This is a genomic window from Dellaglioa sp. CoH-55-MRSF-7, assembly GCF_056782235.1.
Map to the genome: position 1 here is coordinate 113568 of NZ_JBXAYI010000002.1, position 23151 is coordinate 136718.

Annotated in this window: 20 protein-coding genes; 18 read left to right on the plus strand and 2 right to left on the minus strand. The window is 32.8% G+C overall.

Annotated features, from left to right (window positions below):
* Positions 1-134: 134 nt before the first annotated feature.
* The 13 genes from AC1RPU_RS02355 (at position 135) to AC1RPU_RS02415 (ending at position 13483) form a co-directional block, all read left to right on the plus strand.
* Positions 135-983 carry a DegV family protein gene (locus AC1RPU_RS02355; RefSeq protein ID WP_481761333.1) on the plus strand — a complete coding sequence of 283 codons (849 nt, stop codon included), beginning with the start codon at positions 135-137 and terminating at the stop codon, positions 981-983.
* 198 nt (positions 984-1181) lie between these two features.
* A complete protein-coding gene (locus AC1RPU_RS02360; protein WP_481761332.1) occupies positions 1182-1964 on the plus strand; it encodes an SGNH/GDSL hydrolase family protein in 783 nt (260 codons plus the stop codon).
* Positions 1965-1975: 11 nt separating this feature from the next.
* Positions 1976-2590 carry a YpmS family protein gene (locus AC1RPU_RS02365; RefSeq protein WP_409022524.1) on the plus strand — a complete coding sequence of 205 codons (615 nt, stop codon included), beginning with the start codon at positions 1976-1978 and terminating at the stop codon, positions 2588-2590.
* 15 nt (positions 2591-2605) lie between these two features.
* Positions 2606-2827, plus strand: a complete 222-nt coding sequence (locus tag AC1RPU_RS02370; protein WP_409022525.1) for a YozE family protein — start codon at positions 2606-2608, stop codon at positions 2825-2827.
* A gap of 14 nt (positions 2828-2841) precedes the next feature.
* Positions 2842-4290, plus strand: a complete 1449-nt coding sequence (locus tag AC1RPU_RS02375) for a S41 family peptidase (protein ID WP_481761331.1) — start codon at positions 2842-2844, stop codon at positions 4288-4290.
* A gap of 142 nt (positions 4291-4432) precedes the next feature.
* The gene (ylqF, locus tag AC1RPU_RS02380) at positions 4433-5281 is read left to right on the plus strand and encodes a ribosome biogenesis GTPase YlqF (RefSeq protein WP_481761330.1); all 849 of its coding nucleotides are present in this window, start codon (positions 4433-4435) and stop codon (positions 5279-5281) included.
* 2 nt (positions 5282-5283) lie between these two features.
* Entirely contained in the window at positions 5284-6051 is a 768-nt protein-coding gene (locus AC1RPU_RS02385) for a ribonuclease HII (protein ID WP_481761329.1), read from the plus strand.
* A gap of 50 nt (positions 6052-6101) precedes the next feature.
* Positions 6102-6971: a DNA-processing protein DprA gene (dprA, locus tag AC1RPU_RS02390; protein WP_481761328.1), complete on the plus strand. Its 870-nt coding sequence runs from the start codon at positions 6102-6104 to the stop codon at positions 6969-6971.
* A 95-nt stretch (positions 6972-7066) separates the two neighbouring features.
* On the plus strand, positions 7067-9163 hold the full coding sequence (topA, locus tag AC1RPU_RS02395; RefSeq protein ID WP_481761327.1) for a type I DNA topoisomerase: 2097 nt from the start codon (positions 7067-7069) through the stop codon (positions 9161-9163).
* A 29-nt stretch (positions 9164-9192) separates the two neighbouring features.
* Positions 9193-10500, plus strand: coding sequence for an FADH(2)-oxidizing methylenetetrahydrofolate--tRNA-(uracil(54)-C(5))-methyltransferase TrmFO (gene trmFO / locus AC1RPU_RS02400; protein WP_481761326.1), 1308 nt, complete (start codon positions 9193-9195; stop codon positions 10498-10500).
* Positions 10501-10614: 114 nt separating this feature from the next.
* Positions 10615-11160: an HslVU peptidase proteolytic subunit gene (gene hslV, locus AC1RPU_RS02405; protein ID WP_409022532.1), complete on the plus strand. Its 546-nt coding sequence runs from the start codon at positions 10615-10617 to the stop codon at positions 11158-11160.
* 15 nt (positions 11161-11175) lie between these two features.
* The gene (gene hslU / locus AC1RPU_RS02410; protein WP_409022533.1) at positions 11176-12585 is read left to right on the plus strand and encodes an ATP-dependent protease ATPase subunit HslU; all 1410 of its coding nucleotides are present in this window, start codon (positions 11176-11178) and stop codon (positions 12583-12585) included.
* A gap of 16 nt (positions 12586-12601) precedes the next feature.
* Entirely contained in the window at positions 12602-13483 is an 882-nt protein-coding gene (locus tag AC1RPU_RS02415) for an aldose 1-epimerase family protein (RefSeq protein ID WP_481761325.1), read from the plus strand.
* Positions 13484-13503: 20 nt separating this feature from the next.
* On the opposite strand, the gene plsY is transcribed toward AC1RPU_RS02415, so the two are convergent.
* A complete protein-coding gene (gene plsY / locus AC1RPU_RS02420; RefSeq protein WP_481761324.1) occupies positions 13504-14127 on the minus strand; it encodes a glycerol-3-phosphate 1-O-acyltransferase PlsY in 624 nt (207 codons plus the stop codon).
* 180 nt (positions 14128-14307) lie between these two features.
* On the opposite strand from plsY, the gene parE reads away from it, so the two are divergent.
* From parE to AC1RPU_RS02445, 5 genes are all read left to right on the plus strand, one after another.
* A complete protein-coding gene (gene parE / locus AC1RPU_RS02425) occupies positions 14308-16326 on the plus strand; it encodes a DNA topoisomerase IV subunit B (protein ID WP_481761323.1) in 2019 nt (672 codons plus the stop codon).
* 24 nt (positions 16327-16350) lie between these two features.
* The gene (gene parC, locus AC1RPU_RS02430) at positions 16351-18783 is read left to right on the plus strand and encodes a DNA topoisomerase IV subunit A (protein ID WP_481761409.1); all 2433 of its coding nucleotides are present in this window, start codon (positions 16351-16353) and stop codon (positions 18781-18783) included.
* Between the two features lie 105 nt (positions 18784-18888).
* Positions 18889-19845, plus strand: a complete 957-nt coding sequence (locus AC1RPU_RS02435; protein WP_481761322.1) for a LysR family transcriptional regulator — start codon at positions 18889-18891, stop codon at positions 19843-19845.
* 16 nt (positions 19846-19861) lie between these two features.
* Positions 19862-20791, plus strand: a complete 930-nt coding sequence (locus tag AC1RPU_RS02440; RefSeq protein ID WP_481761321.1) for a manganese-dependent inorganic pyrophosphatase — start codon at positions 19862-19864, stop codon at positions 20789-20791.
* 61 nt (positions 20792-20852) lie between these two features.
* Complete coding sequence (locus tag AC1RPU_RS02445; protein WP_481761319.1) at positions 20853-21512, plus strand: HD domain-containing protein; 660 nt, start codon at positions 20853-20855, stop codon at positions 21510-21512.
* Positions 21513-21554: 42 nt separating this feature from the next.
* Here the strand turns inward: AC1RPU_RS02445 and xerS are convergent, their stop codons facing one another.
* Positions 21555-22625 carry a tyrosine recombinase XerS gene (xerS, locus tag AC1RPU_RS02450; RefSeq protein ID WP_409022540.1) on the minus strand — a complete coding sequence of 357 codons (1071 nt, stop codon included), beginning with the start codon at positions 22623-22625 and terminating at the stop codon, positions 21555-21557.
* Positions 22626-23151 lie beyond the last annotated feature (526 nt).

The following is a 23151-nucleotide window of genomic DNA, read 5'->3' on the forward strand; positions in this document are numbered from 1 at the left end:
CACCTCAGTCATCAATTTCTATGTGAAATAGACCAGTAATTCTGATATACTAGACATTATAAATAGAAAAGTTTATAGTGACATTATTGTATCATGATTAAAAACTTTTGTTAAGAAAGTGTGGATGAAGAAACATGAAAAAAATTAAAATAATAACGGATTCATCTGTTGGATTAACAGATAATGAAATAAAAGAAAATGACATTAGCATTATACCTCTAAGCGTTATGATTGATGATACTATTTACGTTGAAGGTGAATCAATTACAAATGACGAATTTGAGACTAAAATGGAAACGTCAAAAACGTTACCTAAAACAAGTCAGCCACCAATTGGTACTTTTGTAGAAATGTTTGACAGTCTTGGGGCAGATGGTAGCCAAGTTCTCTCACTTAACATGACTGACCAAATTAGTGGTACAGTTCATACTGCAGAGCAAGCTGCAGAAATGAGTCAATCCGATGTAACCGTTGTTGATACTCGTTCTACTGATCGAGGTATGGCTTTTCAAGTCTTAGCAGCTGCTAAGTTAGCAAATTCAGGTGCATCAATGGATGATATTTTAACAAAAATTTCTGAAATCCGTAAGAATTCAACTCTAAATATGGCCGTTATGACTCTGGATAATCTGGTCAAAGGTGGACGTATATCAAGATTAACTGGTGTTCTTTCAAGTGTTTTAAATATGAAGATTATTTTGGAAATGATTGATGGCGAATTAAAAATTAAAAATAAAGGCCGTGGTATGAAGACGGTTAACAGATTTATTGCAGATTTAGTTGAAGAATTAAAAAGTACACCTAATGTTAAAGCAGTAGGTATTTCTCATGCTGGAAATGAAAAAAAGGCATTTGAAGTTCGCGATTTATTACAAACAGCAGTCCCAAAAGTTGATATTCTAGTTCGACAGACAGCACCTATTATTGCGACGCATGGTGGTCCAGGGGCTTTTGCAGTGATGTTCTACACAGATAAAGACTAATATATTAAATAATTATTTTTAAACTGGTCCAAAAACAGCTGTTTTTGTCCGGTTTTTTTAATTAAATAAAGGAATGATTTTTTGAAATTTTTTAAAAGCTTTTCCATTACTATTTTAAGTATTTTAGTACTAAGTGGTCTTATATTTAGTGGGCTGTGGTTTGCAACCGGCCATTTTTCGAATCATTCTTTAATAACAGTGCCCCATAAAAAAACAGCTCTTAAGCTAGTATCCCTTGGTGATTCTTTAACGCAGGGTGTCGGAGATGAAACGAATAAAGGTGGATTCGTTTCATTAATTACAGAAAAAATAAATACTGATAAAAATATGAAAGTAACTGCCTCTAACTTTGGCTTATCAGGAGATCGAAGTGATCAAATTTATAGCAGATTAAAGAAACAACCCAAAATGCAAAAAACGTTAAAAAAAGCCACTGTTATTACATTAACAGTTGGTGGGAATGACCTATTACAGGTTATACAAAAAAACATTTTATCTAATGATACTGATAAGTTAAATAAAGCTATTGATACTGAAAAAATGACTTATACAAAAAATTTAAATGATTTATTTAAAGAGATTAGAAAATATAATAATAGCGCGCCTATCTACGTTATAGGAGTGTATAACCCATTTTACGTTTATTTCCCCGAAATGAGTAGTATGAAAACGATTGTTAAATCATGGAATAACGTAACCAACAAGGTTGTTAAAAATGATAAAAATAGTTATTTTGTTAGTGTTGAAAAACAGCTTTCTGAAGGACAATATTATGGTAAAACAAGTAAATTAGCCAAGACTTTGGGTAGCTCAGACTTATCTGATTTATCTAGTTTTAATCTTGAAAGTGTCTTGCAAGAAAAAGATGAAAAAAATAACTATATTTCTATAACTGATCATTTTCATCCAAATAAAAAAGGTTATAAAAAAATGACTGATTTGTTGTTCAAATCAATGGAAGAACATCATTTATTTAAATAATGAGGAGAATTATGCCGAAAAGAACAGAAAAAACATCAACCACTTTTAACGCATGGAAAGTTGCGTTTATCATATTATTTTCTTTATTGATTGGCGTACTACTTTATTTTTCCGTTAGTATTATGAACCAATCCCAAGATCAAAAGACACTAACAACTCAAACCACTTCAAAAGCAACAAAAAGAACAGAACTAAGCGTGGAAATGAACAAGGAACAACTTAACGGAACCATTAATTATTATTTAAAATCAATTCAAAAAGGTCAATCAATTAAATATCGGTTTTTAGTAGATAAATCTGCTATATTAATGGGCACAACAAAAATTTTAGGACAAAATATTTCATTCACATTATATTCAGATCCAGTTGTAACAGATGATGGTAATATCTTGTTAAAAGCAAAATCTGTTGCTGTAGGTTCATTACCAGTTCCTAAAAAGTTTATAATGGATTATGTAAAAAATGCATATGATTTACCAAATTGGATTACGATTAATAGCAAAGAACAAACAATTATGCTTAACTTAAAAAAACTAGATATTGAGAATGGTATACAAGCTAGTGCAACCAAAATTGATTTAAAAACGAATGTTTTTAAATTCGATGTTTCTATCCCTTTAAATTAAATGAGGTATCAATTTATGAGACAAACATTTTATCAATTTTTAATGACCGAACGCAATGATCACGGTACGGATGAGGTGTCCCAATTTGCAAATAATGCATTTTATGATCAAAGTTTTCCTAAATTGTCAGATAAGTATGACTTTCTTTCTAATTATCTTGAATTAAATGCAGGATATTTACCTTCAATGACAATTTTTGATGACGCTTGGGCCCGATATTTAGACAAAATGAATTAGTGGGGAATTAAATTATGGAAAAAGATAAAAAAGAAAAACGTTTTAGATTTGGTCGTCATTTTTGGACCTTAATAGGGTCAATTTGTTTATCTTTTATAGTCGGAGCTGCTGCAATGTATTTTTTTGCAATTAGTCAAATTAATACATTAGTTGGGTCATTACAAACGACTAGTTCAGATTTAGCCAAAATTGAGTCTGTTTATTCGGCACTAAATAATTCTTATTATAAAAATATCAGTAAGAAAAAATTAGTCGATGGGGCTATCAATGGTATGGTCGACTCTACTGGAGATAAATTTACGGCCTATTTAGGTAAAGAAGATGCGACTAATTTAAATTCAACTATTTCTAGTAAATTTGTTGGAATCGGTGCTGAAGTCAAAATTAGCAAGAAAAATATTCAGATTGTTTCAGCTATTAAAGGAACACCAGCTAAAAAGGCTGGTTTGAAGACAGATGATATTATCCAAAAAATAGATGGTAAATCTATTTATGGTCTCAGTTTAGAAAAAGCTGTTTCAAAAATTAGAGGTAAAAAAGGAACAATAGTGAAACTAACTATTAAACGTGATTCATCAACATTTAATGTTTCAATAAAACGAGATGATATTCCTGTTAAAACAGTCTATAGTAGTATTTCGAAAAAGAATAAAAAAGTAGGATATATTCAAATTAGTACATTTTCTGAGGATACATCTAACGAAGTCAAATCTGCAGTGAAGTCACTTAGAAAAGATGGCGCTACATCGTTTGTCATTGATGTTCGTGATAATCCAGGTGGCCTTATGGATCAAGCATTAGCGATTGGATCAATGTTCTTAAAAGATGGTCAAACAATTATGCAGGTACAAGGCAAAACGGGTTCTCCTGAAGTATATAAGGCTGGTAAAAAATATGACTCAGGATTTAAAGTCACAGAAAAAACAGCTGTTGTCATTAATAAAGATAGTGCAAGTGCTTCTGAAATTTTAGCAGCCGCACTTAACCAATCTGGTAATGATAAATTAATTGGGTCAACATCTTATGGAAAAGGTACCGTCCAAACAATCAATACCTTTACAGATAAAACAGAATTAAAAGTTACCATTGCTAAATGGCTAACACCTGATGGTTCTTGGATTAATAAAAAAGGGATTAAGCCTACTATTTCAGCTGATTATCCTGCGTATGCTTATTCACCACTAATTAATACTGATAAAACATATAAATATGAAGACGTTACACCTCAAGTTAAAACGATTCAAGTTTACTTAAGCGCACTTAATTATTATAAAGACAAAAATAATGGTTACTTTGGTACATCAACGGTTAATGCAGTAAAAATGTTACAAAAAGAAAATACTTTAACTCAAACGGGCGAAGTTAACAAAGATACTGCTTTAAAAATTGAAACATTAGTTCAGAAAAAAATTTCAAAAAATGATCCTGCCTATGATGCGGCAATTAAATCGTTAACAAATTAATAAAAGACTGAAGAGGGCGAAACTAAATAGCGGAACTCTCTTCTTTTTGTGCACAAATTAAGGTATTCTGATTAAGAGAGTTAAATATAAAGAATTAAGCAAGTTAATTAAAAGTTTACTTGGCTTAACAAGGAGAATTTAAATGACAGTAATCCAATGGTTCCCAGGACATATGGCAAAAGCCTTAAGATTAGTAAAGGAAAAATTAAACTTAGTAGATATCGTACTTGAATTAGTTGATGCAAGATTGCCTGAATCATCTAGAAATCCGCAACTTGAGCAATTACTTGCAACAAAACCTCATATTATGGTTTTAACAAAAAAAGATATGGCCGATCCGAACGTTACTGCACGTTGGCTACAGTACTATGAAAACAAAGGAATTCCGGCAGTTGCAGTAGATAGTCAACACGGACAACTTAACGCTATCGAGAAAAAAATTAACGTTGTTTTAAAAGATAAAATAGCGTTACGAGAAAGTAAAGGTATCCTCCAACAACGAGTTAAGGTAATGTGTATCGGAATTCCGAATGTTGGAAAATCGACGTTACTAAATCATTTGTTAAGTAAAAATGTCGCCATAACTGGAAATAGACCTGGGGTGACAAAAGCACAGCAATGGTTAAAAGCCGGAAAATCAATGTCTCTTTTAGATACACCAGGTATTTTATGGCCCAAATTTGAAGATCAAGAAATCGGTAAACGTCTTGCTTTAACAGGAGCAATAAAAGACTCTTTATATGCAAAAGATGACATTGCATTATACGGGTTAGAACATTTTAAACAAACAAATCCAAAGGCATTACAAGAGAAATATAAATTAACGGATGAACAAATGCAGTTAAGTAATGTTGATTTATTATTAGATTTAACAAAAAAAATGGGTTTCAAAGAAGATTATGATCGTGCGAGTGAGAGAATTATATTTGATATTAGACAAGGTAAACTTGGTCGTTATACCTTAGAAATCCCTCAATTGGGTGGCGAATAGTTGTGACCAAATTTACAATTTCTCAAGTAAAAGAACATTTATTGAATAATCCATCGGATAATTTTATGCAAGAAATAGCTAAAGACTCTCGCAAAGGAGTTATTAAGCTTTTAATCCAATATAATAATAGACAAAAAAAACTAGTTGAACACCAAGAATTATTTAATCGTAGGTTAGTAATAGAAAGAGACCTATGGCAGAATGGTATTCCTTACATCGCTGGTATTGATGAGGTTGGAAGAGGACCGTTAGCTGGTCCAGTTGTTAGTGCAGCAGTTATTTTACCTCATAATTTCAATCTAATTGACGTGAATGATTCGAAAAAATTATCTGCATCTATGCGTGAAGCATTATACGTTGAAATATTAGCTACAGCTGTTTCAGTTGGTATATCTGTGATAAATAATCAAACAATTGATGAAGTTAATATATATCAAGCATCAAGAATTGCTATGTTAGAAGCTGTTAATTCATTGGACGTGAAACCACAACAATTATTGATTGATGCTATGACGATTGATAGCGATATTCCGCAGGAAAGTTTCATTAAAGGCGATTCTAAAAGTGCTAGTATTGCTGCTGCTAGTATCGTTGCTAAGGTTTACCGAGATCATCTCATGAACTTTTACAATGAATTATATCCAGGATACGATTTCAATCATAATGATGGATATGGAACTAAAAAACATTTAGCAGGACTTAGCAAATTAGGAGTCACTCCAATTCATCGTCGAACATTTGAACCAATTAAATCTATTCTAAAAAAATAATGAAATAAATTGCGTACCTTATTAGTATTAATGACTAATAAGGAGAAACAATGACAATAAGAGACACTTTAATTAAACTTAGACTATGTTCTGAAATAACGTATATTGGCGAAAATAAAATTTTTGATTGGTTACAACAGAATCCAAGTTGTACTGATTTAACTCTAGATGTAATTAAATCCATTTTAAATTTAAATAGTAAAAAAATAGCTAGTTTCAGTAAAGCTTACACTAGTATTTCATTGAAAAATGAGGTTATTACCAATAAGTTACATTCAACAATTGTGACTATTATTGATGAGGACTATCCGTATCGACTAAAAGAATGCTATCGACCACCAATTGTTCTTTTTATGCGAGGAAATACGCAATTATTAAATCGACAATCACTTGCTGTTGTTGGTGCTCGGCAAAGAACTGACTACTCAATAGAAGTAATACGATTATTATTACCAAATAGTATCCAAAATGATAAGGTAATTTTAAGCGGATTAGCAGCCGGCGTTGATACCTTGGCACACCAATTTACAATAGCTAACGGAGCAGATACAATTGCTGTTATTGGGACAGGTTTAAATATTTATTATCCAAAAATTAATGAAGATTTACAAATTGAAATTAGCAAAAAGGGACTTTTATTATCTGAGTACGGACTGAATACAGGACCACAACGTAATCATTTCCCTGAAAGAAATCGAATTATTGCAGGCCTTTGTGAATGCTTATTAGTTACAGAGGCTAAACACCATAGTGGTAGTCTTATAACTGCCAATTTAGCATTGCAAGAAAATCGCACAGTACTAGCTGTACCCGGATCAATTATTAGTCCTCTTTCACTTGGGTGTAATGAACTAATAATAGCCGGTGCAATGCCGATTATTAACGGTGAACAGATACTTGCAGAGTTCTATGAAAACTAGTTACGCTTGACAAGTCTCTCTAATATGCTTTAAGATTACTAACGATTTTAAAAATGTTATTGCTTACAATATAAATACTACGAAGGAGTTCAATTATGCCAGTAACCAAAAAGAAAAAGAGAACGCCGGCAAAAAAAAATCTAGTTATTGTTGAATCACCTTCTAAGGCTAAAACAATTGAAAAATACCTAGGCAGCAACTACCATGTTGTCGCTAGTCTTGGACATATTAGAGATTTACCACGAAGTAAAATGGGAGTTGACGTTGAAAACAACTATGATCCTCATTACATTTCAATTCGTGGTAAAGGCGATGTTATTAAAAGTTTAAAAAAAGAAGCTAAAAAAGCTAAAAATGTTTATCTAGCAGCCGATCCTGATCGTGAAGGCGAGGCAATTGCATGGCATTTATCTCATATTTTAGATTTAGATATCACGGACAAAAATCGTGTTGTTTTTAATGAAATTACAAAAGATGCAGTTAAAAATGCTTTTAATGATCCTAGATCAATTGATATGAATTTAGTTGATGCACAACAAGCTCGCCGTATTTTAGATAGATTAGTTGGTTATTCAATTAGTCCTTTATTATGGGCTAAAATAAAAAAAGGCTTAAGTGCTGGTCGAGTTCAGTCTATTGCTTTGAATTTAATTATTGATAGAGAAAAAGAAATTCGTGCATTTATACCAGAGGAATACTGGACTATTGATTCTGAATTTAAAAAAGGTAAAGAGAAATTTGATGCAGCTTTTTATGGTATTAAGGGAAAGAAAAAAGCACTTCATGATAATGAAGATGTTAAAAAAGTAATGGCATTAATTGATACAAAACAAGATTTTGATATCACCGCTGTCACAAAAAAAGAACGTAAAAGATTTCCAGCTTTACCATTTACTACAAGTACAATGCAACAAGATGCTAATAGAAAATTAAACTTTCGTACAAGAAAAACGATGATGGTTGCACAACAATTATATGAAGGAATTCATCTCGGAAAACAGGGTACTGTTGGTTTAATCACTTACATGCGTACCGACTCGACTCGTGTATCTACGACTGCCAAACATGAAACTGCTCAATTTTTACACGAAAAGTATGGTGAAGATTATGCAGCTATTAAGCCACGCAAAGGTAAATTACAAGAAGGTGCACAGGACGCACATGAAGCAATTAGACCTTCCTCTGTTTTACGTACACCTGCTTCAATGAAGGATTATTTAAGTAATGATCAAATGAAGTTATATAAATTAATTTGGTCGCGATTTGTTGCCAGTCAAATGACACCAGCTGTAATGGATACAATGTCTGTATCTATTGAACAAAATGGCGTTACTTATCATACTTCTGGGTCAAAGACTAAGTTTGCAGGTTATACAAAAATTTATGAGGATAACAAAAAGACTGATAATATTTTACCGGATTTAAAAGTTGGCGATCATGTTAAGTTAGCTAAAAATCAGCCTAACCAACATTTTACTCAGCCACCTGCTAGATTCACTGAAGCAAATTTAATTAAAACACTTGAAGAAAATGGTGTTGGACGTCCATCAACGTATGCACCAACCTTGGATACTATTCAACGTCGATATTATGTGAAATTAATTGCTAAGCGTTTTGAACCAACTGAACTGGGTGAAATTGTAGATGATATGATTGAAGCTTATTTTAGTGATATTGTGAATGTTAAATTTACTGCTGAATTAGAAAAAGGTCTTGATAACATTGAAGTCGGAGACGAAAATTGGGTTAAAGTTGTTGATGATTTTTATAAACCATTTTCAAAAAATGTTGAACATGCCCAAGAAACAATTGAGAAAGTTCAAATTAAAGATGAACCAGCTGGATTTAATTGTGAAATTTGTGGGTCACCGATGGTTATTAAGATGGGCCGATATGGTAAATTTTTTGCATGTACGCGTTTTCCAGATTGTCGTAATACAAAAGCAATCGTTAAAGAAATTGGTGTAACTTGTCCATTGTGTCAGCAAGGGGAAGTAATTGAACGTAAATCTAAACGAAATCGTTTATTCTATGGTTGCTCAAGATACCCAGATTGTGAATTCGTATCATGGGATAAACCTATTGGTCGCGAATGTCCAAAATGTCAACATTATTTAATTGAGAAAAAAGTAAAAGGTGGAAAACAAGTCAAATGTAGTAATTGTGACTATGAAGAAGCGGTTCAAAAATAATTGAATCTAACTAGCAGGGGGATTATATAATGGAAAATACTAGCGTTAATGTAATCGGTGCTGGTCTTGCCGGTAGTGAAGCTGCATGGCAGATTGCCAAGCGAGGAGTTCATGTTAATTTATACGAGATGCGCCCTATCAAAATGACACCAGCGCATCATACTGAGAATTTTGCTGAACTAGTTTGTACGAATTCTTTAAGAGCTAATCAAATTACGAATGCCGTTGGTCTTTTGAAGGAAGAGATGAGACAGTTAGATTCAGTTATTATGAAGTCAGCTGACCATAATGCAATTCCGGCTGGCGGTGCGCTAGCCGTTGACCGTGATAAATTTTCTGGTGAGATAACTGATTTAGTTAAAAATCATGAAAATATTACGGTTATCAATGAAGAGTTAACTGAACTACCAAAAGGTCCAACAATTGTTGCGACAGGTCCTTTAACATCATCAGGTTTAGCAGAATCAATTAAACAATTAAATGGTAGTGAGGGACTTTATTTTTATGATGCAGCTGCACCAATTTTAGAAAAATCATCATTAAATATGGATAAAATCTACTTAAAATCACGATATGATAAAGGTGATGCTGCATACCTTAATTGTCCAATGACTAAAGAGGAATTTATAACCTTTTATAAGGCACTAATAGGGGCCGAAACTGCTGAAATGCATGATTTTGAAGATGAAAAATTTTTCGAAGGTTGTATGCCAATTGAAGAAATGGCTAGAAGAGGCGCTAAAACAATGTTATTTGGCCCTTTAAAACCAGTTGGATTAGAAGACCCTAAGACTGGTAGAACACCTTTTGCCGTTGTCCAATTGCGTCAAGACAATGCAGTCGGTGACTTATACAATATTGTTGGTTTCCAAACGCATCTTAAATGGGGCGAACAAAAGAATGTTTTCTCACTAATTCCAGGTTTAGAAAATGTTGAATTTGTTCGTTATGGTGTTATGCATCGTAATACATTTATGCGTTCTCCTGATACACTGGAACCAACATATCAGTCTAAATTTAGAAATGATTTATTTTTTGCTGGTCAAATGACAGGTGTTGAAGGCTATGTAGAAAGTGCTGCAAGTGGATTATTAGCAGGGATCAATGCCGCACATCTTGTTTTAGGAGAAGAGCTAGTCGTACTTCCTAAAACAACTGTGATGGGAGCTATGGCCCATTATATAACACATGCCAGTGGTAAACATTTTCAGCCGATGAATGCTAACTTTGGTATTATCCCTAAATTAGGCACAAAAATTCGAGATAAACAAGAAAAAAATCAAGCGGTTGCAAATCGTGCTCTAGAGCATTTAGCAATTGTTAAACCAAGTCTTTAAATATTTATGAAATATCTGATAAAATAATTGAGTTATACTTCATTGTTGTGCTACAGTAGTAGCGTTCAATGAAGTTTTTTTATACAATAAATGAGTAACATGGAGGAGTTTATTATGGCAACTGTTTCATTTCATGCAACAACAATTTGTGCCGTTAAGCATAATGGTCACTGTGCAATGGCCGGTGATGGCCAAGTCACAATGGGTGAAAAAGTTATTATGAAGGGGACTGCTAGAAAAGTTCGTCGCATATATAACGATCAAGTAGTTGTTGGTTTCGCTGGTAGCGTTGCCGACGCATTTAATCTTGAAGAACGATTTGAAAAAAAATTAAATGAATTTAGTGGTAATTTACAACGTGCAGCAGTTGAATTAGCTCAGGATTGGCGTAGTGAACAATCCTTACAAAAATTAGAAGCACTTTTGATTGTAATGAACAGTAATGAAATGTTATTAGTTTCTGGTAGTGGAGAAGTAATTGAACCTGACGATGACATTTTAGCAATCGGATCTGGCGGAAATTTTGCTTTGTCTGCTGCAAAGGCACTTAAGCATCATACAACTGATATGTCAGCTAAAGAAATTGCTGAGGCATCAATTAATATTGCCGGTGATATTGATATTTTTACTAACCATCATGTCATCTCAGAAGAATTATAGAAAGCGGGTAAATTTATGACTATAAGTGATAAAACACCAAAACAGATTGTTACAGAACTAGATCAATACGTTATCGGTCAAAATGATGCAAAAAAGGCCATTGCTGTTGCATTACGTAATAGATATCGTCGGATGCAACTTTCTGAATCAATGCAAAAAGATGTTACACCTAAAAATTTAATGATGATTGGGCCAACTGGTGTAGGTAAAACTGAAATTGCTCGTCGTTTGGCAACAATGCTTGAAGCACCATTTATTAAAGTTGAAGCAACAAAATTCACTGAAGTTGGTTACGCTGGACGTGATGTTGAATCAATGGTACGTGACTTGGTTGACGTGTCAATTAAATTAGAAGAAGATGCTCAATATGGCCGTGTTTCAGGCGCAGCTGAACGTATGGCTGATAAACGACTTGTAAAACTTCTAGTTCCAGGTATTAAAAAACAAAAAAAAGCCGAGAATGTTAATCTTATGCAAATGATGTCTCAAATTCAAAAAGGTCAAATACCTGCCGGATTAGATGCAAAAGATGAAGAGGAGGTCACTGACGACATTAGAAATGAACGACTATCTGTATCGGAACAACTAAGTCGTGGTTTATTAGAAAATAACGAAGTGACAATTAAAGTTGATGAACCTAAACAGCCTTCTGGTATGAATGGCATGATGGGACAAATGGGCATCGACTTAGGAGATACCTTAAGTGCATTAACACCAACACGCCAAGTAGAAAGAACGTTAACCGTAGCAGAAGCCCGTAAAATTTTAATTCGTGAAGAATCAAAAAAATTAGTTAATGTAGCAGATATCAATCAAGCTGCAATTGAACGTGCTGAAAACACTGGAATTATTTTTATTGATGAAATTGATAAAATTACTTCAAAATCTCAAAAAAATAGTGGTGAAGTTTCTAGAGAAGGCGTACAACGTGATATTTTACCAATTGTTGAAGGCTCTCAAATTTCAACTAAATATGGTGTTATTAATACTGATCATATCTTGTTTATTGCATCAGGTGCTTTTCATGAAAGTAAACCTAGCGATTTAATTGCTGAACTTCAAGGTCGTTTCCCAATTCGAGTTGAATTAGATGATTTGAGCCAAGCAGATTTTGTTAAAATTCTTACAGAACCTCATAATGCCTTAATTAAACAATATATTGCTTTAATTGGCACTGATAATATTAATGTGACATTTACAATTGAAGCAATTGAGAAAATATCTGAAATTGCTTACAACGTTAACCACGATACTGAAAATATTGGTGCACGCAGACTGCATACAATTCTTGAAAAATTACTTGAAGATTTACTATTTGAGGGTCCAGATATGCAAATGGGTGACATAACAATTACTGAAAGTTATGTTGAAGACAAAATTGGTAACATCGTTGCTGATAAAGATCTTAGTCGTTATATTTTATAGGATAGGGTGAACTAAAATGACAGTTGAACTTAAAAATGATTTCATCACAGTCAAAATTGCTGAACAAGGTGCTGAATTAATCAGTATTACCGGAAATGACACATCTATTGAATATATTTGGCAAGCAGATAAACAATACTGGGGTAGACATGCCCCAGTATTGTTTCCATTTGTTGGGCGTTTAAAAAATGATGAATATGCGTATGATCATAAAACATATAAAATGGGTCAACATGGCTTTGCCCGTGACATGCTTTTTACAGTGGTTTCTAAAAGTAAAACATCAGTTGTTCTGGAATTAGGTTCATCCCCAGAAACAATCTCAAAGTATCCGTTTAATTTTAGATTGAGATTACATTACATTTTAACTAATCATCAAATAAAAGTAATTTACGATGTTTATAACCCCGATGAAAATCCTTTGTTATTTTCTATCGGAGGACACCCAGCATTTAACGTACCACTTAAAAATGCTTATTTAAATCTAGAAAATTATCAAATTGAAGTGGCACCAAATGTTGAAAGACGTCAAATTCCACTAGTTGGACCTTTTAGCGATATCGAAAATGCAAAATCAGTTAAGTTCAACGAACCTATTAAGTTATCTCGCGAAACATTCAAAAATGATGCCTTAATTTACGAATTGAAACAACTAGAAACGACTATCTTACTTTCAACACCTGAAGATGATCATGGTGTTTCCGTGACATTAAATGGTGCAGATTACGTTGGTATCTGGTCGAAATATCCTGAAAATTCACCATTTGTTTGTATTGAACCATGGTGGGGAGTAGCTGATAATATTGAATCTACTGGTAATTTATCAGATAAAAGTAATATTTATACGTTAGAAAAAAATAAATCGTTCGAAGGTTCGTATGAAATCACAGTATTTTAAAAAAAAAATCGATGAAATAATCATCGATTTTTTTTATTTCGTAAATATAATCCAAGACCAAAAGGTACCATACTCTCAGTACCATTTAAAATACGTTTTATGTTGTCTCTATGTTTATAAATAACAAATATAGTCAAAATACCTGCAATACTAGTTAATAACCAATCTTGAAATAATATCGCTGTTATCGTAATACCAATAAATCCAATGACACTTGCAACACTTACCATACTCGTTAAAAGTATTAAAGAAATAAACATGGTACAAGCGATAAGAAAAAATAGCGGATTATACGGTAATAAAATACCCGCACCAGTAGCAACTGCCTTACCACCTTTAAATCCAGTAAATATTGAGAATGTATGTCCAGCTACTGCACCTACACCAATTAGTAAAGGACTAACGGTTGATGCGACCCCAAACATATAAGGGAGGCTTGCAGCTATAATTCCTTTTGATATATCCATCACTAAGACAACAGTCCCTGCTTTTGGTCCAAGAACTCGATAAGTATTAGTTGTACCAACATTACCACTACCAAAATTTCTGATATCCTTTTGATAAAAATATTTTCCAATCCAAACCCCTGATGGAATTGATCCTAAAATATAAGCGATAATCAACATTAATATGATTGTACCCATGATAATTCACTCCTTTCAGCCAGTAAATCCAATAAGTAGTATTTTAACATTCTTTTAAGAAGACACCAAAATTTTTTATAAAATAGAACATCTATTCGGATTTCTCTTTACATTTTAAAAAAGAATAGGTTATTATAGTAACGTTACTGTAGGAATACAGAGTAAGGGGCGTTTAACTGAATGACTAATCAAAATAAAACAAAATACAATGATGATTCAATTCAAGTTCTTGAAGGACTAGAAGCAGTTAGAAAACGACCTGGTATGTATATTGGGTCGACAGATGGCAAGGGATTACATCATCTTGTCTACGAGATTGTTGATAACGCAGTTGATGAAGCCTTGTCAGGATATGGTTCACAAATCGACGTTACAATCCACAGTGATAACAGTATTACTGTTGTAGATTATGGTCGTGGTATGCCTATTGGTATGCATGCATCAGGAATACCAACTGTTGAAGTTATCTTCACTGTCTTACATGCTGGTGGAAAATTTGGCCAAGGCGGATATAAAACGTCTGGTGGACTACATGGCGTTGGCGCAAGTGTCGTTAACGCATTATCTTCATCATTAACAGTTGATACCGTTCGTGATGGTATTCGTTATGAAGAAAAGTTTAAAAATGGTGGGCATCCAGTTGGGACTTTAAAAAAATTAGGTGCAACTAAACGAGCAAATGGAACAACAGTAACTTTTAAACCCGATGAAAGTATTTTTTCAACTACAATTTATAAGTATGATATTTTAGCTGAAAGATTAAAAGAGTCTGCCTTTTTATTACGTGGTGTCAAAATTGTTTTAACAGATGAAAGAACTGATAAACAAGATATCTATCATTTTGAAGAAGGTATTAAAGAATTCGTTGCTTATTTAAACGAAGACAAAGATACACTTGGCGAAGTGATGTATTTTGATGGCATTAAAGATAAAATTGAAGTAGAAGTTGCAGCACAATATAATGATGGCTACTCAGAAAACTTAATGTCCTTTGTTAATAACGTTCGGACAAAAGATGGTGGTACACATGAAGCAGGAATGAAGTCTGCTTGGACAAAAGCATTTAACGAATATGCCAGAAAATTAGGTCTTTTAAAAGATAAAGATCGTAATTTAGAAGGTAGTGATGTTCGAGAGGGCCTTTCAGGAGTCATTTCAGTGCGAATACCTGAAGAGTTATTGCAATTCGAAGGACAAACGAAGGGTAAATTAGGTACACCCGAAGCAAGATCTATCGTCGATAGCGTTCTGAGTGAAAAACTTGGGTTTTATTTGATGGAAAATGGTGAGTTTGCACAAGAACTTGTTAGAAAATCAATTAAAGCTAGAGAGGCTCGAGAAGCAGCTCGTAAGGCTCGTGATGATTCAAGAAATGGGAAAAAGAAAAAGAAAAATGATCGCTTATTATCTGGGAAATTAACACCTGCACAATCGAAAAACGCTAAGAAAAATGAGTTGTTTTTAGTCGAAGGTGATTCTGCCGGTGGTTCAGCTAAACAAGGTCGTGAACGCAAATTCCAAGCCATTCTACCTTTACGTGGTAAGGTATTGAATACTGAAAAGGCAAAATTACAAGATATTTTAAAAAATGAAGAAATTAATACAATGATTTATACAGTTGGCGCAGGTGTTGGTGCTGAATTTAAGCTCGAAGACAGTAACTACGATAAAATTATTATCATGACTGATGCTGATACTGATGGTGCGCACATCCAAACCTTATTATTGACATTTTTCTATAAATATATGCGTCCACTAATTGATGCTGGGAAAATCTATATTGCTTTACCACCTTTATATAAAATTCAAAAAGGAACGGGTAAAAAAATAGAGAGTATCTATGCTTGGACCGATGAAGAGCTTGATAAAGCAACAACAAAAATTGGACGTGGTTACAACCTACAACGATTTAAAGGTCTGGGCGAAATGAATGCAGATCAATTATGGGAAACAACTATGGATCCAATGACAAGAACTTTAGTTAGAATTCGAATTGATGATCCTGCACTTGCTGAAAAAAGAGTGACAACCTTAATGGGCGACAAGGTAGAACCTCGTCGAAATTGGATTGAAGAAAATGTTCAATTTTCACTTGAAGAGGACGGTAGTATCCTTGATAAGGTATCAAGTAAACAAGTTACTGATTTAAAAAATGAAGAAGATTTAACATTATTTGAAGATCAAACAACGACTGACTAAGGAAGGAGGATTATTAATTTGGCTATAGAAAAAGATACATCAAAAATTCAAGAGCTGACCTTAGAAGATGTTATGGGTGAACGATTTGGTCGTTATTCTAAATATATTATTCAAGAACGTGCTTTACCTGATATACGTGATGGCCTAAAACCTGTTCAACGTCGTATTTTATACGCAATGAATCAAGATGGTAACACATATGATAAAGGGTTTAGAAAATCTGCTAAATCTGTCGGAAATGTTATGGGTAATTTTCATCCTCATGGAGATAGCTCAATTTACGAAGCTATGGTCCGTATGAGTCAAAACTGGAAATTACGAACACCATTAATTGAAATGCACGGAAATAATGGGTCAATGGATGGTGATTCTCCTGCCGCAATGCGTTACACAGAAGCTCGTACAAGTAAAATTGCGACTGAAATGCTACGTGATATTGAAAAAGAAACGGTTGATTTCGTATTGAATTTTGATGATACGGAGTATGAACCAACTGTTTTACCAGCAAGATTTCCTAATTTGTTAGTAAATGGTGCAACGGGAATTTCAGCTGGGTATGCAACTGAAATTCCACCTCATAATTTAAGCGAGGTTGTTGATGCCGTTGTTTATTTAATTGGTCATCCAAATGCGACTTTAGATAAATTAATGTCATTCGTTAAGGGCCCCGATTTTCCAACCGGTGGTATTTTACAAGGACTATCCGGCATCCAGAGTGCTTATAAAACGGGGCGTGGTAAAGTAGTCGTTCGTTCTAGAACTGAGATTCAAGAACTAAAGGGTGGTAAAACACAAATTATTATTTCAGAAATTCCATACGAAGTGAATAAAGCTGTTCTTGTTAAAAAGATGGATGAAATTCGCTTATTAAAAAAAGTTGATGGGATTGCTGAAGTTCGAGATGAAAGTGATCGTGAAGGACTACAAATTGCAATTGAATTAAAACGCAACGTCAATGCACAAGGTATTTTAAATTATTTATTTAAAAATACTGATTTACAAATTTCGTATAATTTCAATATGGTTGCAATTAACCATCAACGACCTGAGTTAGTTGGCTTAAAAAAATTCTTATCTTCGTACTTAGAGTATCAATTAAGTGTTACGAAAAAAAGAACTGAATTTGATTTAAAAAAGGCTGAGTCTCGTCAACATATCGTTGAAGGGTTAATTAAAGCTTTATCAATTTTAGATAAAGTAATTAAAGCAATCCGTGCAAGTAAAGATAAAAAGAGTGCTAAATTAAGCTTAATGGATCTGTTCGATTTCACAGAAAAACAAGCTGAAGCAATTGTTTCATTACAACTGTACCGCTTGTCTAATACAGATGTGACTGCGCTTGAAAAAGAAAATGCAGAGCTTGCTGCAAAAATTATTGATTACAAAGCAATATTGGCAGATCCTAGTAAGTTATCTGATGTTGTGAAAAAAGAGCTTAAACAAGTATCTAAAGAATATGCCACACCTCGACTAACTGAAATTCAAGAACATATTGAAGACATTAAGATTGAAACAGCAGTTTTAGTAACTCCCGAAGATGTTCAAGTATTAGTTAGCCGTGATGGTTATCTCAAACGTAGCTCATTACGGTCATTTAACGCCTCAGGAGTAAATGAGAATGGTTTGAAAAACGAAGATCAAATTGTATTTAATGAATCTGTTAACACATTAGATCATCTATTTATGTTTACAAATAAGGGAAATATGATTTACCGTCCAATTCATGAAATAACTGAGGCAAAGTGGAAAGATACTGGGGAACATATTTCACAAACTATTGGATTAGATACTGATGAATATTTAATTAAAGCATTTTCTTTCAAAAAAGTGAATGTCCCTGGTAAATTTGTTTTTGCAACTAAAAATGGATTCATTAAACAAACACTGGTTTCCGACTTACAACCCGGACGAACTTATAAAGGTCATGCAAGTAAATTCATGAAATTGAAGGAAGCTAACGATGATGTTATCTTGATTTCATACTTGAAAGAAACGGATGACTCGTTATTCATTTTTAGTGCTTCACATGATGGGTATGGATTAAAGTATCCTCTCGAAGAAGTTCCTGTTGTCGGATCTAAAGCAGCTGGTGTAATCGCGATGAATCTTAAGAAGGATGATTATGTTGCCGCTACTTGTTTAGTAACTGAACATAGTCAGATTGGATTATTAACACAGCGCGGTTCATTTAAGCGTATGGCTGTATCAGAAGTGAGCTCGACAAGTAGGGCGAAACGTGGCGTTCTTGTTCTTAGAGAGCTTAAGAAGGAACCTCATAGAGTCGTTGGCATGAAACTCATTACTAAAGATGTGAATTTAAATGCCCTTACTGAAAGTGGCAATGAATTTATTATCGAACCAATGTCATATCCGCTATCTGATAGATATTCAAATGGTTCATTTGTTATTGATACAGAACAATTAGGAATACCTAATAATTTAAATGAGATTAATTAATAATTAAATTGTTAAAAAAAGGCAAATTTGTTTGCTCTTTTTTTTTATTACGCTTATTATACTAATATGACTATTAATTTCTAGAACTGAGGAGATCACGCTAATATGAAAACAAAGCAAGAAAATATATTTTCATCAAAAACGTTAACATATTTTTTACAGCTTGCAGATATAATGAATTATACGCAAGCAGCCCAAATATTAGGAATCACACAACCTGCATTAACACAGCAAATTAAAAAATTAGAAAGAACAGTTGGTGCACCACTTTTTTATTCTGTTGGTAAAAAATTACATCTTTCTGATGCTGGCTATACAATGCTAGATGCAACACACCAAATCTATGAAACATTAAATAAAGCAACGAATGAAATTCAACAATCAACAAGTGCAACACAAGGAGAAATTACTATCGGGATTTTGGCTTCAATCGAAGACGAAGTGTTTGATGATTTTGTTATCCAGTACTATAAAAATAATCCAGATATTATTGTGTCATTCCATTTACTAACGCGTAAAGAAATTTGGAGTGAACTTGAGAATAATAAAATTGATTTAGCTATTATGTATCTTCCAGATGAAAGTATTAAAAACTGGAAACCATACGAAAGTAAGAAAATCTTTACTGAAGATTTATTGTTTTTACATCATAATGAAAAGTTATCTTCTAAAAAGAAAGTTAGACTTCAAGAAACAATTGATAATGTTTGGGTCACTTATCCAAGTGATTATTATCTTGATAAAACAATTAAAACAATTTATCAAAATCAATTAGTTAACCTGCCAAAGAGTGTTGCTAGATTTACATCACCCACACAGATTTTAAAATTTGCTCGTGCAACACATGCTTATTCAGCATTACCAACTTCATTTTTAACGGCTCATCCTGAAAGCAAAGACCTTTGGACATCTCATTTTGATCCAGAAATAAAATTTGATTTGTCATTTGTCTTTAGAAAAGATAAAGATGAAATTCCTAGAAATGAACATTTTTTAAATGCATTTGATAAATTTTTAGAAGAAAAAGATTACATGACTCGACTTAAAGAAATTAACAAATAAAAAGGAGATTATAATAATGACTAAACAATTAATTTTTGGACATCAAAGTCCTGATACAGACGCAGTTGTAGCTGCTAAAGCATTCTCATATCTACAAAATAAATTAGGTTTCGATACTGAAGCCGTTACCTTAGGAACATTAAGTGAAGAAACAAAATTTGTTTTAGATTACTTTAATGAACCTGAACCAAGAATTATTGAAACAGCTAAAAATGAGGTTGAATCAGTTATGTTAGTTGATCATAATGAATCTCAACAAAGTGTTTCTGATATCGCTGATCTTGTTGTAACAGACGTTGTCGATCATCATCGTATTGCTAATTTCACAACCAATATGCCTCTTAATTTCCGCGCAGAGGCTGTCGGTTGTTCAAGTACCATCCTATGGAAAATGTTTAATGAAAACAATATTGAAATTCCTGCTAATATTGCAGGATTAATGATGTCAGCTATTATTTCTGATACATTGTTATTCAAATCACCTACAACGACTCCAGTTGATATTGAAGCAACTAAAGCACTTTCTAAAATTAGTAACACTGATTACAATGTATACGGATTAGATATGTTAAAAGCTGGAACTAATTTATCTAGCAAAACTGAAACAGAATTGATTAACGGAGATGCCAAATCTTTTGATATGGCTGGTAAAACAGTACGTGTTGCTCAAGTTAATACCGTTGATTTAGAAGAAGTTTTTAACCGTGAAGCTGCACTAGTTTCAGCGATTGAAGATGATAGTAAAGCTAATAATTATGATTTATTCTTACTATTAGTTACAAATATCCTAGACAGTGATTCAGAACTATTAGTTGTTGGAGAACCTAAAGAAATGGTTGAAAAAGCCTTCAACACAAAACTTTCTGATAACAAATTGTCATTACCTGGTGTTGTTTCAAGAAAAAAACAAGTTGTTCCTCAATTACAAGCTGTTTTTGAAGCTTAATAAAAAATCTTAAAAGTTTAGACTTTATCTCTAAGCTTTTTTATTTTAAGGAGAATTTAGGATGCTACCTGAAGAACAAATTCAAGCAGTTAAAATATATACGCAAAATAAATTAGCGTCAGATACTTCTGGACATGACTTTGCTCATATTGAACGAGTCGTTACAAATTCAAAAACGATTGCCTCAGAAATTCATAATATCAATTATTTAATAATTGTTCTTAGTAGTTATTTACATGACGTAATTGATGATAAAGTAGTCGATAATGTTAAAGAAGAAGTAACTAATTTAACAAATTTTTTAACATCTATTGATTTAACTTCACTTCAAATTAATGATATTTTAATAATTATTAAATCAATTTCTTTTAAAAACCAATTGAACGATAATACTATTAACTTGCCCGAAGAAGCAAAAGTTGTTCAAGATGCTGATCGATTAGATGCAATTGGTGCTGTCGGTATTGCTAGAACTTTTTATTACGGTGGACATGTTGGCAGTAAAATATATGATCCACATCGTGGTCCAAGAAGAAATATGACCCCAGAAGAATACAGGAATATTGAGAATCAAACGGTCATTAACCATTTCTACGAAAAGTTATTGACACTTACAGAAACAATGAACACTGAACCAGGAAAACGAATGGCTAAAAATAGACATCAAATTATGTTAGATTTCCTTGAGAATTTCAAATCTGAATGGGAAGGAAAGTCATAAAATAAAAACGATTAACTCAATATCGAGTTAATCGTTTTTATTTTATAATTTATTAATAGCATTCCGTTGTTCTTCATCAATCATATGGGTATATAACGCAGTTGCACTTGTCGAACTCTGACCCAATTGTGTTGCTACAAGTTGTTCATTCTTCGTCTCTAGGTACAATTTAGAAGCGAGTGTATGGCGTAGTTTATGCGGCGTAACACGGACTTTAAATGCAGATGAGTACTTGGCTACCAATTTTTCAATTGTACCACTCTCAATGCGTTTTCCAATTCCACGATATGATGAACAAAATAGGGCTTTTTCCATTTTATCTACTTTATAGTTCATTGTACGCACTTCAATATATTTAACAAGATAGGGGATTACCCACGGTGCAATTGGCACAGTATCCTTCTTGCCACCTTTTCGAATGACGGTAATATTATTTGTTTTTAAATTTAAATCAGGTAGGTCACTATTTGCAACTTCTGAAACCCGTAAACCACTACCTAGCATTAAAGCGTTAATAGCAATATCGCGATCTTTATCCCGTTTGAAAAAGGAAAGACCTTTAGGCTTTAACAAATCGGCATATTTTTGATCAATAAAGTTAATATAATCACGATCTTCAGTTCCAAGCATTAATTTATCTTTAATATTTGCTGCACGTGTAGCAAACGTTTCGTTATCTTTTACGACAGTAATTTTTTTCATCACATTACGATAAAAATATGGCTCTCCATCTTCTTTTTCCGTTTCTTCAGAAAGATACCTGAACAATGAAGAAATCGCTGTTAGAGAACGATTTACAGTGCTCCTAGAGAGTTGTGTGTTGCTATTTGCATTATTTGATTTACTTCTAGAAAGTAGGGAGGATTTATATAGTTCCATATCTTCCTTTTTTAAATGTTCTAAAACACTAATATCGATTGTCTTAATTGATTTTTCGTTAACAATACCTTCTGCCAGTAACCAATCAAAAAAACGTCTAAACTCTGTTAAATATTGATATAACGTTGCATTGGATAGGGGGATTGTAGATTTAGATTGATAGTATTCCTGCGCATACCAAGGTTGGTACTGTAATTCATTCTCAATTAATTCTAAATATTTTTCTTTTCTCAAAAATACACCTCATTATAACGGATAGTTTAATACGTAGAGAATAACACATTAAAGAGTTACAATTCAACTTTAATGAAAGTTGAACGCAAAATGTTCTTATATCAAACAGTATGATACATATTATTTAAAATTAGTGTTTATTCACAAAATAACTAATATATTTAATACTTTAGATTTTAAGTAATCCTTATATAGCTAATACCATAATTTGGCAAATTATGGTCGTCATGCTTGATATGTATCTACAAATATTAGTGTTAATTATATAATTTATTGGAGAATAATAATTGTAAATATATTTTATGATGAACAAATTATATTTACATAAAATAAAATGAGCGAGATACAAATACAAAACGAATGATAATTTAAATAGACTTGTTTAAAATCAGTAAGATATTGCGCTACTAAACTTTCATTAAATTGTGTGTTTTAACTAAAGTTGGATAGTGTTAATATGATAAGTCTCAATTTACCACTCATTTGATGCTTTTAAACTTTATCTATTAACTTAAAATTATTTTCT